Origin of the sequence: Pseudobacteriovorax antillogorgiicola, from assembly GCF_900177345.1 — a bacterium.
GTDB classification, from domain to species: domain Bacteria; phylum Bdellovibrionota_B; class Oligoflexia; order Oligoflexales; family Oligoflexaceae; genus Pseudobacteriovorax; species Pseudobacteriovorax antillogorgiicola.
Genome location: NZ_FWZT01000031.1, coordinates 46,978 through 62,859 on the forward strand (window position 1 = coordinate 46,978; position 15,882 = coordinate 62,859).

Below are 15,882 nucleotides of genomic sequence, written 5' to 3' on the forward strand. Positions count from 1 at the left end.
AACCAATGAAACGTAAGAATAAATTAATGCTTTTGGCAACCATTACCTGCAGCCAATATTACCTAGGCTGCGGTACTGAAATAGGCAACGGGATCGTCTACGATGAAACTGAAAAAAATCAACATCCAAATGCCCCAAGTGATGGCGACTCATCCCTGAACCCAGAATCGCCGATGGATCAGGAAGCAGCTTCAATTCTAATTTTGAAGCTTGCCAACAGCTGTGGAACACCGATAGCTCAGGGCGCAATAGGAAGTTATGAATCCCACAGCGAAAGCTTTAACATAAGCAAGCTAGAGGATGGGAAATTACTGATTAAGGTGCAGAATCAAAGCGAGATTGTTGCTATTAATGAAGATACCGAAAGTTTCTATGACATCACTTGGCAAAATACTTCAGATCAGCCTAGTTATCAGTGTCAGCAAGAGGATGACTTCTCAATCACAAACCCATCATTTCGAGTAAACTCAGTTGATTCGGGGTCATTTTTAATCTCTTGGTCGATCGCTGATGATGGGACACCGAATTCCATTCGTATCGATGGACTCACCTTCCAGAAGAAACCCTAAGAAAAAGGCGCTTGCACAAGCAGGCGCCTTTTTAGATGCCCCTACTCAACAAAGGATACTGTTTTTATCGGTGCCGCTAGATCGCTATTATGCACAGCCCTGATTCCAGAATTGCTTATTCCATAGATAAAGTCATCTGCAAACACAGATCGCCGAACTTGACTGCTATACCACCAGCCATAATTTTCATTGTACACTGCTAGATCCGACATAGAGATGGAACCTCTATTCGAAATACCCGCCTCGGTATCAATGTTGAAGACTTTCAATTCGGAAGTCCAACTTCGATCGATATAGCCGCCTAACGGAATAGCCAGAAGCTTTCGACTAGCGAAATATGTGAAAGCATGATGATCGTAGAGTGCTTCGCTCCAATTCCAGCCATTGCCATTATCGATGATGAACTTGTGCTTTTCTTTTGGATTTGCAAAGTCACTCACATCGAAAATACTAACCTTCAGCCCAGTAATCCGCCCCTCATTGGTAGCTTCGTTACCAACTGCGAGCAGGTGGCCCTCGTCTAAGGGATGCATGTAAGTGGAAAAGCCAGGTATCTTTAATTCTCCAACAACTTTTGGTGCTGCAGGATCAGTTAGATCGAAGGTATATAGTGGGTCGACTTGACGAAATGTTACCACGTAGCCCTTATCGCCCATGAATCGCGCACTATAAATTTTCTCACCTTCGGCCAGACCAACACTCTTACCCAGAACTTGCAACTTATTCTCTACCAGATTCATGGTAATCACACGATTGATGGTATTCATCGGGCGCCACCACCAAATGTCATCGTCCTCATTGGTGTCTTCTGAAGATGGAATATTTTCCGTTACCGCGATCCTTAAAACGTCGTCTTTCTCATCCATAGAGAATTGGTTATTAATATATCCAGAGTAGCTTCCTGACCCCAGGTACTGGGTTGAACTTGGATTTTGTATATCAAATCGATGCACAAAGCTTAAGGTTTCCCAATTCGACAACCCCCGCCAAAACCAGCTGTAGGATTGCGTGATGTAGAGACTTTTTTCAGATGCATAGACATGATTGGAAGGCACAGTAACCGCAGATTGGTCGACGGTAGATGTTGCAAGTTCGATGGTTGTGACTTTGGTCAGGCCAGTGTTGCGAATTCCCTCAGGAGAAAAAACTTTCTGACAGCTTTCAGGAGTCTTGCCCAATACATCATTGGTCTCACCACCAGTATTCAAGATATCGCTTAGGGCTGCGGCTGCCACCGCTTTGCTATTAGCAGCTTTGGCAAGGTCGACTCGTTTGTCGAACTCACTCATACTGATCGGACCATTGCCCTCCCAAGTATCGATATAAGTCTGCAAGTTGTCGATTCTAAAGCCCCATGAGTTTTGGATAAGGCGGATGCTACTACCGATTCGTCTCATAGACTGGTAGTTGCCATTGAATGCCCAGGATGCAAGTGCCACCGGACTTTCTGGATTACTCACGTCATAACTGCTTATGAAGACCTTATCTCGATTGAAGGAGTATGGATAGAACTCATCATACACAGAGCCCACATATGGCTCAAAGTAGCTCACAACAAGTTTTTGATCTTCAGTCAAGAAGAGGTTATTGACCCGACCAGGAAACTCCAAAGCGGGAAGTGCAATCATGTCAGCGGCTGGCCAAGACTTGACGATCTGGACCTTATTGCCAGTAGCTGTAAAGATATGAGTACCGTTGGTTTTTACAATGTCTGGCTCATCGACACCTTCAACTTGGGTATTAGTTTTCGAAAAATCTTGAGGTTCGCTGGCTTCTGTAGCCATGTCTGACGAGGCTTCTTCCGCCTGAGGAAGCTCTCGATTCCTGCGGGCAAGCCAATAGGCGTGATTGACCCTTTGCTGGGCAAAGCGCTCCTCTAAGTACCTAAGATACTGACCCTTTAAATGCCCTTCCAGGGAGTTGCATCCGTCGAACTGGGTGAGAGCCACCAGGGAGCTTTCATCTAAGGCATAATTACTCGCAAAACGCTGCTTACTAAGTTCGGATTCAGAACTGTCTTTACCACCGTCTGTACAGGCGACCCCCAGGGCTAATGATAACCCACATAAAAGCGGCTTCGAATAGAATTTCATCATTTGGTCTCCTCTGATGGACTTTTCTAACCATTTGTCTTCATGCCGAAAATCTAGAACTTACCTTCAAAAGCTGCTCTTAGTATTCGGCTCTAAACCTGTTTCTATCAAGGCCTTAGACAATCAATCTGTATACTGATGTATTCAACTTGCGCTTTTGCGAGCGAACTGGTGTCCATGGAACGGTTACAGAGGCTAGAGAAGACTTTTGCCTCGAAGAGCCCAAGGCCAAACGGCCTCGGACAATCTCCCTGATCTAATATTGTTTGCGAGATTTGGGGTGGGCAAAGTGAAGGCGATGATCACAACTGGAGCTGACTGCCGAGTCGTCAAAGCGGATATAGCCAATCTTCTGCCACTTCTTCTTCCCAAGGCGTTTACCATCACTAGCGACTTCGATATCCATGATGAGTCCACCTGGATAGTTGCCAATGTTCAATTCGTCTCGGAAGTCACCAGCATCGATTCTTGGCATCGTCTCGTTGCCAACGACTCTCATCCAAATGGGGCTCTTGGACTCTTGGCCTTCAGCCAAACCCAATTCACCGATAGGATAAAGCTCACGAATCAGTGCTGTAAGAATGTTGCTATCGTCAGCCTCGGCAAAGGCTAACCCGGCAGTCGCGCCAACCAAACCATTGAGGAACGCGGTGAGAGATGGGGAGATTTTAATAATGTCGTTGGTATTTTCTGCATCTAAAAAGTACCGACCGCGCTTACCACCAAGATCTTCGATAGTAAAAAAGTTCGCTGTTTTAAGACGCTCTAGATGTCCTTCATCTGTCGTAGGATAAATCTTTCCCGCTAGGCCAAATGCTCGATTGGTTCCCGTCTTCGTATTGGAAAGTGCCGTCGAAGCACGGGCAATAATGAGACCTTCGCTGCCCTTTGCGAAATAGCCAGTGTAATCAGTTTCTGCGGTGATATTCCAAGTTCCTTTCAGGCAGACTCCGTTAGGATGAAGAAGCTTGTTGAAATAAGGCAGAACATCGGACTGGTTATCAATGGTTCGCTCGGAGCTCTCCAGAAGAAGATTTCGGAAGCCATCGAAAAGGCTTTTGAACGTAACCTGATACTGAGGTAATCCGTCATAAGGATCAGATGTCACCTGCTCCCAAACATCCTGAAACCTAGATCCTTGATAAGCCTCTTGGGCCAATCCAGTTCCTGATGTCAAGGCGAGCCCGAGCCCTAATCCCATCAAACGTAAACGCATTTTAGTCTCCTTCATCATGGGTGAGATGTCGATTGCAAAATTTAATTGCACACAACTTTAGCTCGGTTATAAGGGAGACGGATTCCATTTGCATCATGATTTCTTGATGTGCCACAGCCGGTGGCTCCAGCTATCTAAATCAATATAGTTGTAAATATTCATGCCAGATGGACATCTGGCGCATTTGAATCCGTTTTTCAAGAACGGCTTGGAGATTCAGAAGCACTCACTTCTTGAGTATGTTCTTGCTGTGATTCGCCTTTCCATTGTTTCTGGAATAATCCACCGAGCCACCGGAAACCCGCAAGGATATCATGCCTCATCTCCATGACGATCGGAATCACAAACAATGTCGCTATGGTCGACGCAAGTAGACCCCAGCCCATAGAAAAGGCAATTGGCTTCGTGTATCCAGACTCACCTCCCCAGCCATAGGCCATAGGGAAGACTCCACCTAGCGTTGTGATCGTCGTCAGCATAATCGCCCGTAAGCGACTAACTGCTCCTTCAATCACTTTGTCTCGCTGCGCAGCACGCTCCTTCACTCCTTCCATCAACCGATTGACTGAGTAGACCATAATGATAGAATCATTCACTGCCACACCAGCAACACCCAGAAGCCCGACCATACCAATCAGTGTAAGATCAAGTTGGTGAAGGTAAAAGGCCCAAACCGCACCGAGGAATCCAAGTGGAATTGGCAAAACCACAAGAACTGATTGACTGATAGAGCCGAGGGTCAGAGCAAGGATTAATAAAATAGCGGTAAGTGATAACCCAATAACCTTTATGATCCAGCCTTGGGCTTCTTCTTGGCTCTTATCAGCACTCTCGACGCTTAGAGTGTAGTCTGGAAACTGTTCGGACGTCTTGTTCAAGGCAGCAGCGACAGCCTCTTTGAACTTCAGAAGATCCGTCTGCTCTTTATCATAGCGAACATCAACTTCAAAGATTCTCTTACCATCACGGTGAGCAATAAAAGTCTGAGCTTTTACCCGTTTCCATGAGCCAATATAAGACACAGGGATATCGGTTTTCTGAGGAGTTTGCACGGTTAACTTTTGCAGGTCTTCGTAGTCAAAATCTTCCTTGCGATTGATCTCGCTGTAAATCTTCACCTGCTTGCCATTAAAGCGAGTGTAACCCAACTGCACAGGTGAAAAAACACCGGCTAGTTGGTTGGTGAGCTCCTGATTGCTAAGACCATACGACTCCATCTTCTTGAAGTCTGGAACAAAAAACCACGACTCTTGCAAGCGCTCGTCATCAAAGTAGGCCCCTAGCATTCCGGGGATTCCATCAAGATCTTGCTTTAGGGCTGCCTCGATCTTATCGAAGCCGACTCGGTCCTTACCGCTCACATAAACCGTAACCGTATCTTGCTTAATATCTTCCGAACTCGCAGTTCGGCTGACTAGCTCCAATGAATCAAAGCGGTCGTCCTTCAGTTCAGGGAGACCTTTTTCAATGGCATCTTTCACCCTTGCTACGAGCGTCTTCTGATCTTCCTTCAAGTCGAAGACAAACATACTAAACTCGAAGTAACGCATCCCAGTTTTTCTCGATCCACCGATGTATGCAGATCCTGGGCGGGTTACAACGTCCAGGTTGGCATTATCGCGCAAAGATACGAGAAAGCTTTCTACCTCCTTGATCTGGCTGAGTGTGTCATCGATAGACTGACTCTCTTTAAGTGTGCCTACAACTTGCAGCCGTGTTGCTCCGATATTAAGATCAAAGTCTAACTTCATGCGATCCTTCAGAAAAGCGCCTGAACCAGCAAATATACCGAGACCAACAAAGAGCATTAGCCATCGCAATTTGAGAGTGACTTTTAATACGTTGCGATAGACCCGGGCGAAGTACTGAATGACTCCATCTCCCCAAGCCTTGGTATCCGTGACAAAGTGCTTCAAGTGATTGGGTAGGATAAAGAAACACTCAAACCAACTTAGAGCCAATGCCGACATGATAATGATAGGGACAGAATAAAACCAGTCGCTGATATCGCCATCTACAAGTAGGATAGGGCTAAAAGCAACCATTGTTGTCAGTATCGTTCCTGTGATCGGTGCCATCAATGAGAGAGCCGCATCGATTGCTGCGTCGCGAGGTTTTAAGCCTGCCTCAATGTTCTGGACATACTTCTCTGCCACAATGATCGCATCGTCAACGAGTATACCCACGATAATAATCATCGCCATCACTGAAATCAGGTCGATATTCACACCAAAGTGGTCAATGCATATCATGGTTCCTAGATAAGCAACAGGTAAGCCGATAGCTGTCATGATTGCTGGGCGAATCCCTACAAATATTGCTAAGAGAATCGTAACCAGCACAAACCCCATGAGGGCATTGGAGGTTAGTACATCAAGTTGCTGCTGAATAAAATCGCCACTGTTAAAAGCTTCTTCTATATAGAGAGGCTCCGGTAATTCCTTCTCGAACTCTGCAACCGCCTCTCTGATTGCGGTACTAATAGTAATCGCATCATCTGAGGTATCCATAGCTGGCTGAACAAAAACTCCAGGCTTGCCATTAAACGGGAAGACCCGGCTCAAATGATCTGGCCTAAACTTAATCTCCGCAACGTCCTTGATCAGAATCTCTTGTCCAAATCGATTGGACGATATGGTGACATTCTCTAGGGTTTCCAAGGTAAGAGGTGGACGCTGGATATCGACGATGATCGCACGACCATCTTTACGCACAGCGCCAAGGGGCGTGGGCTGAAGAAACGATGCTAACTTACGACGCAAATCGGATATGGAGATGCCGTGGTATGAGAGCTTTGCCGGATCAATTTCAATATAAAGATCCTGCTGAGGCTCCCGAGAGTCGACTCGCACCACCCCTTTCACCTGTCGCATTGTTTCCTTGAATGAATCGAGCCAGCGATGGTGCTCAGGATTGCTAACATCGAAGTTGAAGAATCCGTAACCCATCACATCGATGGTTTCAAGCTTCACTAAAGAAGCTTCCATTCTCTCGATATTACTCGGCAACTGGGATTGCATCGACTGCAAGCGGCTGCGAACAGCTTCAAGAGTTTCCTGGAGACTTTGCTTACCACGATAGAGTTCTAGATTAAAGCTAACGCTGCCCTTGCTGGAATAAGAATAAATTTCTTCCACAGCAGGCATGCCGAGCAGAGATTCCTCGATGGGAAACGCGACCTCTTGCTCCATGGTTTGAGGAGACGCCCCCAATATAGATACTTCGATGCGAATCTTATGCATGGGTACCTTGGGAGCCAGGTTCCGGGTTAAGCTCATCATCATGAAGATGCCGGCTCCACAGATCGCGAGGCAAATCAAGTTTACAGCAAACGAGCGATCGATAAAGTAGGTAACAAGCTTTTTCATGATGGCGTCCTCATGGTCTGACAAAAGCTGGGGCTATTGTATGATAGGCGTCTTAACTCTAAAAGGCTCTTCATATAGTTGAGTTGTAGCTGTAGAAGTCCAATTCGTTGCTGGACAGCTGATTGCCGATCGCGAATGTAATCGGTCAACTCCATCTGCAAGGCCTTCGTCAATCTCCTAGACTCCGTTTGCTGCTGTTCGGAAACCTTAACTTTCTGTTCGGCAATATCTGCTTGGGTTCGATAGAATTTGGCCCCAGCCAGGGTTGTACGCCAGCTTTCCAGGAGTTTTTGCTCAGCATCGTTTATCTGTTCTTCAGCAAGCCTGTGATCGATGGCAGCCTGCCTTGTAGCTAGCTTCGCCGTTTTTGAGCTTAAAGGAAGAGTCAAGCTAAGGCCTAAGGTAACATAATCTTCATCTTCCGACGTGACCCCAGCCTTATAATCAATTTTCTCTTGCTTTTGCCGCCCCGCCGTCATCGATAAAGTCCAATCGGATTGACTCTCCCAACGGGTGACGTTGAGTTTTTCTTTCGCTGCCTGTTCGTTATGCTTGAGGGAGGCTAGTAGAGGGCTCTTCTTTGGATCGAACTTAGTCCCTTCTAGTGACATCGCTAAGAGTTCGGTCTTGGGCTCATGGAGATTTTTGGGAAGCTCCTTAGACACTGCCGTTTCCATGCGGATGAGGGATTGGCGAAAGCTATTCTCATGCTCTTCAAAGGCTGATTTCACAGCCAGAAAATCAAGCTTTGATCGCAGAAAGTCGATCTTCTTCACATGCTTTTTTTCATAGAAGTCCGAAAAATATTGAAATAGCTCCTCGGCGTCGCGAACGTTCGAGCGATATAAAGAACTGATCTGTTGCAAGAAGTAGGTATCGATAAAAAGTGCGGCTGCTGTGGTGCACTGATCAAGCTGTTCCTGATTAAGGCTTTGTTCCTGACTACTGAGCAGCAATTGGGCCTCTCGGGCTTTGCTATCGTCAAGTCTCCCCAAAAAATTCTTACTTAGGTCCTGCTCAATACCAATTTCAAACTTAGAGCTAGGCTTGAAACGACTACCATCCGACGCTTCACTCTCTCCTCCAAGCCAGGTCGAAGTAACCGCAAAGCCACTGGTAAAGCTTCTGCTTGCAGATGCCTGTAAATTTACGGAAGTGATCTCATCGCTCCCCGCAGGAAATTCATAGTTGCGCCGCGATACCTGAGGCCCTATTCCAAAAACTGTTTCGTAAGGATCTTGAGCAGCATCTCGGTTCAGTTCTGCCACCTGGCGCTCAAGACTTTTGCTTTTTAGCTGACTGCTGTTCGCCAAGTAGTCAGAGACAAAGGATTCAAGCTGAAGCTTGGGTTGAGCACTCGTACCTGAACTAAGGAACAAGAGCAAAAACAGGGATTTCTTAAGCTTAAACAATCGTATGGCCCTCTCGCTAGAGTATGAATTCGAACTTAAGGTGGGACTCTCAAGGTGATCAGCTACTTGCCCTTGGCATACTATTGATCCAGGACAAACTAGTATTGTCACGTTAAGAAGACAATGAGAACTTTGTCTCCAACTAGCCTTTTTATTTAGGACATTTCCTTGTCTCAAGACCCATTAAGTTTCAAAGTTCACCCAATAGTCGTAGGGACTTAGCCTATCAAAAAGGCCGTACATTTCCCTATGGCCCTCGACTTCTCATCTTGTGCATTTCGCATCAAATCACATCAAAACAATTGGGAGTATAGATGTTTATGGCTTTTTCCCCGTGAATTATAACCTAAACGTCGGTCAATCAACGCGTCATCTTTCAGGGGAGATTGCAATATGGGCATTTCATGGGACTATGTGCCTGCTAAAATCAGAGCTTTGGGACTACAGCGAAGCAACTGGACTTCGGGAGGGTAAAAAAATCAAGTTCCTCGGACATTTATCGCCTCTCTTTAATTGACATTGAGTTTTTCTTCGGGTACGGTTTCTTTATACCCATCATCCTATCTAGGAGGGCTCGCCATGGAAAATATCACTTCACAATTTGCAGCTTAAACGTATCACGCAAGCAGCAACGTAAAAGAATTCCCTAAAATCTTAGTTTTTTAAGTCAAGTATTTCAGCTTGGTCCTTAGTCGTGTTCTTGCGCTTTATCTTCGCGACCACACTAGACCTAGCTGCCAGTTCAGATTGTCTAATTCTCAATGAGGATGCAATGAAGTATCGTTTCGTGTGCCCATGGTCTGGCGAACCCAGCCTTTTTCCTTGGAGATCTTCGTACCTGGTCTCATGCAGGTCGACTGGACCGCCTTGGATTCTAATTTCAATTCCCTTTCATGTCCACTTTCAGCCCTCCCCCTACACTCTACAAACTACGTCTTTAGAACATGCTTGACTTGATATTTTTTAAACCCTTAAAATTTTCAGTTAATACTTTCTATATTAATAACGAAAACCATTAACAATTTATAGTTGATTTCATGCACGACTTGATGTATCCCAGTGTCATCAAAACGTCCTTGACTCCCTCCCGTAGGGAGATTGAGATACACCGTTTGTTGTGAGAGAGTGGTGTCGCTCACCGCTCTCTCGGGTCAACTCCTGGCCAGACCTTTTCTCCCTAGCTTTACATTGATCTATTGATCCTCTGATCTAGGTATTGACTATCACCCCGATGTGGTGTGACCATACTTGCGTATTTGTTTCACGTCGCCGTTCCTATCACCAATGGATTCACATGAAAACACCTGAATCAGCTCCATCAAGCACTGAGTTTGTAGTTCTCATGGCTAGTCTCATGTCTTTAGTCGCCTTGTCCATCGACACCATGCTGCCGGCCCTGGATAATATCGGTCGCAGCCTTCAAATCACCGACCCCAAGGATTCGCAATTCATTATTTCTACGGTCTTCTTGGGAATGGGATTTGGCCTCGTCTTTTACGGACCTTTTGGGGATACCTTTGGTCGTAAGAAATCGATCTATCTTGGAGTTGCTATATTTGCGGTAGGAAGTCTGATTTCTTTGCTTTCCGAAAGTCTGCCCGTGATGCTTTGTGGGCGCTTCCTACAAGGCTTCGGCGGTTCGAGCTGTAGGATCATGACCATGGCTATGATTCGAGATCGGTACTCTGGTCGAGACATGGCTCGCGTGGTGTCATTGATCATGATGATTTTCATCTTGGTTCCAGTCCTTGCTCCAACTGTAGGCCAGGGAATCTTATTTGTTGGTAGTTGGCGCACGATTTTCGGACTTTTTCTGGTGATGAGCTTGCTCACCGTATCGTGGTTAGCATGGCGGCAACCCGAAACCTTGAAAGAAGAAAATCGGAAATCATTTAATCTCAAAGTGATTCTGTCTGGCTTTCGAGAAACCATCCTCCACCCTAAATCTCGCGCCTACACCATCACTGCTGGAGTCATGTTTGGCGGCTTCGTAGGCTATTTAAGTCTCTCCCAGCAACTCCTGCAAGTCGCCTACGGCCTTGATGAGATGTTTTCAGTCTATTTTGGAGCTATGGCTCTCGCCGTTGGCTTCTCCTCCTTTGCCAATTCACGACTGGTCATGCTAGTGAGCATGGAGAAGCTTTGCGCCACCGCACTGCTGCTAGGTAGTGTAATATCAGCAATTTTTTTTACTTATGCATACTTCAAGGGTGGCTTGCCGAGAATTGAGTTTTTAACCGTATACTTTCTCGGGACGTTTTTTAGCCTAGGCCTGCTGTTTGGCAACTTAAATGCTATGGCTGTGGAGCCTCTTGGACATATTGCTGGTACTGCCAACTCGGTGATTAGTTCCATTCAAACTTTGATATCGGTCGTTATTGGGACCGCCATTGGCAGTTTCTACGAAGGCAATGTATTGCCCATAGTTGGGGGCTTCTTTGCCTGCACCACCCTGTCCCTTATTGTTATTCTCACAGTAAAAAAAGAGTCGTCATCAGTGGTCGGATCCATTTAATATTACAGACCTATTGTCGGACTTTTATGATTTGCTTTCAACGATGATAGGCCAAAACCGATGATCGCCTATTAAGGAAACAGCCATTCCAATCGATGAGATTCTACTGACTCCAACAATCCGGATCCGATAGAAATTTTACCAACACTTGTCGGATCACCTGAGAGCTAAAAGAATCTGTTCGGAAGGAAGCATCGTGCTAGAGTTTTCATTACCCGGTGGGGGCTTAAAGGGCATTACTTTAGTGGGGACTTTGATTGCCCTACGAGACCGCAAGATCATTCCCGATATCGTCACTGGAATTTCAGCTGGCGCTTACGCAGGTTATATGACCTATAGCGGCATGAATCGGCAGAAGATTTTAAAGTGGTTTGCATTGAGCCGAAATCACTTCTATAAACGCTCGTTGTCTTGGTACCTGCCTCCCTACGATGTTCAAGGGGAATATGTTAAGAAGATGAGTCGTCCCTATCTGGTAGAGCGGGCGGACTTTGATCGCTACGGTATCAGAAAATTCTACGTTGGCTATACGACTCTACCTCGCTTTAAATTCGAATCTGTCGACATACTAGACAATTATTGCAAGCACCAAGCCTACGAAAAGGTGATGAAGTCGTCTCTTGTACCATTTGTCACTCACTATGCCCCTCACTTTGAGGGAGCCATCGACGGTAGTTTTCGACGACTATTTTTCGCATCACCCGAAGAGCCGAAAGAGCGATGGCTCTTTACGCTGGGTGATCTCTATATCTTCCGCAATCATAGCAAAGAATTCGACCGGGTGATTCGATTGGACACTAAGATAAAATCACTGACCCGCGCGCGGACCAGTGATCTGATTGATGAGTTTGATATTGGCTATGAACAAGGCTTGAAGATTACTGCCTAGAGCCTGTTTGTAAAGCACCAGTCCTTAAATTTTTAGGTGAGGCTGGATCTTGTTTTTTTAAAACTGATTCCAAGTCTTTCAGCAAAACTTGGGCCGTGGTTAGCAGAACCTCCAATTCATTCACAGGCCACATGCTATCACCCTATCTTGACCTAGATATCGTAGGAATACTTGGCCTTAATTTTATTGTAGGTGCCGTTGGCCTTAATCTGCTTCAAGCCGCGATTAAAAGCGTTTCGCACCTCCTCATCGATGAAACCAGCGACGTAGTGATTCGGCTTAAAAATTTCGTGAAAGTGGAGATTCTTACTCCTACGAACTTCCATGGGAATCGATTGGTTATTGTGCATAAATATTAGTTTGTCGGCGATTACAATATCGATCTTGTCTTTGTATAAATACTCGTTTTGCCGAATCTGTATTGGAGTTTCTTTGTATTTCGTGTTCTGACTCACAAAGTCCTTATACTTCGCTCCAAGGTAGACCTTTGCATCTTGGAAAGCCAGGATTCGACCTTTGGTAAGATCACTGACGCTATCGATCTTGATATCTTTTTTTGTAGTGATGGCAAAGTTTTGATAAGTCACATAAGTGTCGGTAAAATATAAAGGCAAGCCGATATTTTCCAAAACCGTAAGTGCACCATCAACCTTTTTCTTCTTTACCATCATTCTCAAGCGCTTCATCGACACGAATTCAGGAACCAGTTTTATCCCTTGGGATTTGAGTGCTTCGATAGCAGTTTCAAGCTCAAGGCCTGACTTCGTATCCTTAATCACATAGGGAGCCAGGGACATGCCTACTGCAACCGTTATCGTCTTGGCAAAACCGATGTTTGAAAACGCAAAGGCTAGCAAAAACAAGTATAAACGCATCATACGATATCTTCCTATTAGTATCTGTTCGACTACCTAAAACAAAAATTCTCGAAAGCTATAGAATCATTGTATCTCGGCAAGCTTTTAGATTCCATTCCTCACCCCATGCAAAATCAAATCTTATTGAGAACTGTCTCTACACCTTGGGCGTTCGGCCCGTAATAGTTGCTAGAGAAAGCCTCTAATACAAAGATAATATTAGTATAATTGAATCAAAATTCTTACTCTTGATCTGCTGGGAGAACTAACCGAAACGAATTGTAGAGATATCCATGCATTTTGAGGAATACATGAAACTACGCGAAGCTCTTCAGCTTATCATTGGCACGACGTTAATCGTATCGTGCTCTCAGACCGACCTAAAAAGCGGTAATGCCGATGCGCCCAAATCAGAAGCAGAAACAGCTGATATTACCGAAGATACCAGCCTTGCGAACGAACCAGTAAGTGTCGCTGGGGCTTTTCTCATGTGCCAATACGAAGGCAGCGAGAGCCAAGGGATTCACACCGTAGGCTGCGATATTCGCAACCAAGACCAACGTTCGCTTTCTGACCTTGGTGATGTGAGCTTTACCTGGAATCGAGAGGCTTCGATTCCTTCAATCATTCGCTTGGGACCACTACCGTACAAGCTCACTCTAACGTCAATTCAGCTAGATACAAGAACCGCTTTTATCGAAGCTACCCTCAATCTGCCAGCCCGAACTTTAGCTGTAAAGCTCGATATTGGCAGTATCGAAGGATTGCCTTCTACCCAAGTACTATCAGGTTTCGCAGCAAACATATTGCTCGTACGATCGTGGCCTGAGAATGGTGCTGAGGGTCCTATCGTGCTAATTGACGGACGATGTATTACAAGTACCGAAATCAATTTTTCAGGGGGACAAAAGGTTCAGGTTCAGCCTTGCGTTGCTAGCAACCCTTTTCAGCAGTTCGTGTTTTCCACAGCCGCCGATGGAACCTCATTTAATATTCAGAAGGCTGGAGAGGAGGAGTGTATGGATATTCCCATTGATGACGGCCTTGAAGTCCTATCCGTAAATACATTTAGGTCGTGCCATGAAGATAGCAATCAGATGTTCCGATTCACAGAGCGGAACGGCTTTTTCAGCATGAGCGCCACTCCAGTAACTGGCCAATGCTTTTACGCAACTGGATCAGATATCCTCTTGCAACCATGCTATAGCACAACACAGTAAAATACCGGGTCACTCACCTTAGCCTTGCGCAAGGACAGAATAAACCCGGAACGCATACAAACTGGAGAGAGTTTATATTTTGGCAATATGCACTTTGATCTCTTTTACAGCACCGTTTAGCTGACTCCACAAGTAATCAACGTCTTGATCTTCAGTATTCACGCCCCCTAAGGCAATGCGTAGAAAGAAGCGGCCCTCAATCTTTGATGGGTAAACAAGAAAATTGCGTCCATTTTCGCTTCGTCTTTCCAAAGCTTCCCAGAATAAAACCCAACGCTCCTGCAATCCATCTTTCAAACCAACGCAAACGAGGCCCAATTGGCAAGCCACGATCGTTTCGAAGTCTGAAGACTGGTCCACCAAGGAGCGCAGACGATTGGCTTGCTCGATACCTTTTCGCAAAAAAGCCTGCATCCCGGTGACTCCGAAGTAAGATAGTACCATCCAGATTCGTAACGATCGAAACCTGCGGCCGAGAGGCACTGCCCAATCCTTGAACTCAGGGTTGTAAGCCCCTTCCTCATCTACCGTAGCCAGATAGTCTCCACCTGCTGCGTAAACCTGCTTCATCAATCGTCGATCACGGACATAGAGAAAGGCCGAGTCAAAGCCGCACAAAAACCACTTCGAACCGTTAAAATTGAACGAATCTGCGATCTCTTGAATCACGCGAGAGGCACCCTGAAATTCCGGCAATATCAGCGAGGCACCGGCATAAGCAGCATCCACGTGAAGCCAAACCCCCTCTGCCTGTGCAAACCCAAGAAATGACTTCATATCATCCATGCCACAGGTGTTGGTAGAACCATAATTGAGTTGCAGCGCGCACGGCCTTAGCCCTTGGCGTCGATCTGAGGCCATGGCTTCAGCGACCATCACACGATCAATCCCATAATTACCATCCGATAAAAGCTTGCTCTTGATGATGTTAACTCGCATCCCTGCGACACGCACCGCCTTGGGCCCTGAGAAGTGGGTCTGATCAGACATATAAACCACAAGGCGAGATGAGTCTTGATAAAATAGTGATTCTCGCTGATCCTCATCAAGAGGCTTGTCCCAAGGAATACCAGCCGCTTTTTGGTGACAGGCAACACGAGCAGCAACCATAATATTCACCAGAGCATCGCCAGCAGTGTTTTGGATCACCCCACCGCCCCGACAAGAGTGATGGTAGAAAGGTGAGTCTTGAGGTGCATGGAGCATCTTCAAAATCCAATCCATCACGACACATTCAAGCTCAGTGGCAATAGGATTGGCACTCCATTGCAATCCCACAGAGGCCAGGCCAGCGATCATGGTTTCTGCTAGAACTGCTGGGAGCGATGTGTTGGCAGGATAGTAGGCAAAAAATCGCGGATGCTGCCACAGAGTTGCTCCTTCGGTGATTTTACCCTCCAGGTCTTGGATCAATCGCTGCCAGCCAATGCCTTGTTCCGGCGGCTCTGAACTAAATAATTTCGCTAAATCCCCCGGATGACAATTAGGCTTCACAGGATTTTGAGAAATTCTTCGTTGCAAATTTTCTAACAGGGAGATGATTTTTCGCCCTTGCTCAGCGAGTTCGTCAGCATCAAAAATAGGAGGAGACATCCGGGATTGATCAGTCATAGTTACAGCCTTTCACGTAGCGTTACAAGTCCGCAAGTTGACCGTAATTCCCTTTTAATGGCAAGCCCGTTTCAAAAAAACATGATCAAAAGGTAATCATTGGTTTTCGCTCCCATCTAAACAATAGGCCAT

General features: G+C 45.9%; 10 protein-coding genes. 4 read left to right on the forward strand and 6 right to left on the reverse strand.

Annotation, left to right across the window (positions count from 1 at the left end):
• Positions 1-5: 5 nt before the first annotated feature.
• Positions 6-569 (forward strand): hypothetical protein, encoded by a 564-nt coding sequence (locus B9N89_RS27915; RefSeq protein ID WP_132325124.1) that lies wholly within the window; start codon positions 6-8, stop codon positions 567-569.
• 41 nt (positions 570-610) lie between these two features.
• On the opposite strand, the gene B9N89_RS27920 is transcribed toward B9N89_RS27915, so the two are convergent.
• From B9N89_RS27920 to B9N89_RS27935, 4 genes are all read right to left on the reverse strand, one after another.
• A complete protein-coding gene (locus B9N89_RS27920; RefSeq protein WP_132325121.1) occupies positions 611-2,665 on the reverse strand; it encodes a beta-propeller domain-containing protein in 2,055 nt (684 codons plus the stop codon).
• Between the two features lie 253 nt (positions 2,666-2,918).
• Complete coding sequence (locus tag B9N89_RS27925) at positions 2,919-3,878, reverse strand: hypothetical protein (RefSeq protein ID WP_132325118.1); 960 nt, start codon at positions 3,876-3,878, stop codon at positions 2,919-2,921.
• 197 nt (positions 3,879-4,075) lie between these two features.
• Entirely contained in the window at positions 4,076-7,246 is a 3,171-nt protein-coding gene (locus B9N89_RS27930) for an efflux RND transporter permease subunit (protein WP_132325115.1), read from the reverse strand.
• Complete coding sequence (locus B9N89_RS27935; RefSeq protein ID WP_159455692.1) at positions 7,243-8,658, reverse strand: TolC family protein; 1,416 nt, start codon at positions 8,656-8,658, stop codon at positions 7,243-7,245. The genes B9N89_RS27930 and B9N89_RS27935 overlap by 4 nt, the downstream gene beginning before the upstream one ends.
• A gap of 1,294 nt (positions 8,659-9,952) precedes the next feature.
• Here B9N89_RS27935 and B9N89_RS27940 point away from each other — a divergent pair.
• Together B9N89_RS27940 and B9N89_RS27945 are read left to right on the forward strand one after the other, a co-directional pair.
• Positions 9,953-11,173 (forward strand): multidrug effflux MFS transporter, encoded by a 1,221-nt coding sequence (locus B9N89_RS27940; RefSeq protein WP_132325109.1) that lies wholly within the window; start codon positions 9,953-9,955, stop codon positions 11,171-11,173.
• A 196-nt stretch (positions 11,174-11,369) separates the two neighbouring features.
• The gene (locus tag B9N89_RS27945) at positions 11,370-12,062 is read left to right on the forward strand and encodes a patatin-like phospholipase family protein (protein WP_159455693.1); all 693 of its coding nucleotides are present in this window, start codon (positions 11,370-11,372) and stop codon (positions 12,060-12,062) included.
• Positions 12,063-12,214: 152 nt separating this feature from the next.
• Here the strand turns inward: B9N89_RS27945 and B9N89_RS27950 are convergent, their stop codons facing one another.
• Positions 12,215-12,940, reverse strand: coding sequence for a substrate-binding periplasmic protein (locus B9N89_RS27950; RefSeq protein WP_132325104.1), 726 nt, complete (start codon positions 12,938-12,940; stop codon positions 12,215-12,217).
• Positions 12,941-13,230: 290 nt separating this feature from the next.
• On the opposite strand from B9N89_RS27950, the gene B9N89_RS27955 reads away from it, so the two are divergent.
• On the forward strand, positions 13,231-14,139 hold the full coding sequence (locus B9N89_RS27955; protein ID WP_159455694.1) for an RICIN domain-containing protein: 909 nt from the start codon (positions 13,231-13,233) through the stop codon (positions 14,137-14,139).
• A gap of 72 nt (positions 14,140-14,211) precedes the next feature.
• Here B9N89_RS27955 and B9N89_RS27960 read toward each other — a convergent pair whose 3' ends face one another.
• Positions 14,212-15,750, reverse strand: coding sequence for a pyridoxal-dependent decarboxylase (locus B9N89_RS27960; RefSeq protein ID WP_132325098.1), 1,539 nt, complete (start codon positions 15,748-15,750; stop codon positions 14,212-14,214).
• Positions 15,751-15,882: the final 132 nt, after the last annotated feature.

Bases quoted from the DNA above. Each gene is read 5' to 3' on its own strand.
- B9N89_RS27915 (WP_132325124.1), top strand. From the start codon at position 6: ATGAAACGTAAGAATAAATTAATGCTTTTGGCAACCATTACCTGCAGC.
- B9N89_RS27920 (WP_132325121.1), bottom strand. From the start codon at position 2,665: ATGATGAAATTCTATTCGAAGCCGCTTTTATGTGGGTTATCATTAGCC.
- B9N89_RS27925 (WP_132325118.1), bottom strand. From the start codon at position 3,878: ATGCGTTTACGTTTGATGGGATTAGGGCTCGGGCTCGCCTTGACATCA.
- B9N89_RS27930 (WP_132325115.1), bottom strand. From the start codon at position 7,246: ATGAAAAAGCTTGTTACCTACTTTATCGATCGCTCGTTTGCTGTAAAC.
- B9N89_RS27940 (WP_132325109.1), top strand. From the start codon at position 9,953: ATGAAAACACCTGAATCAGCTCCATCAAGCACTGAGTTTGTAGTTCTC.
- B9N89_RS27950 (WP_132325104.1), bottom strand. From the start codon at position 12,940: ATGATGCGTTTATACTTGTTTTTGCTAGCCTTTGCGTTTTCAAACATC.
- B9N89_RS27955 (WP_159455694.1), top strand. From the start codon at position 13,231: ATGAAACTACGCGAAGCTCTTCAGCTTATCATTGGCACGACGTTAATC.
- B9N89_RS27960 (WP_132325098.1), bottom strand. From the start codon at position 15,750: ATGACTGATCAATCCCGGATGTCTCCTCCTATTTTTGATGCTGACGAA.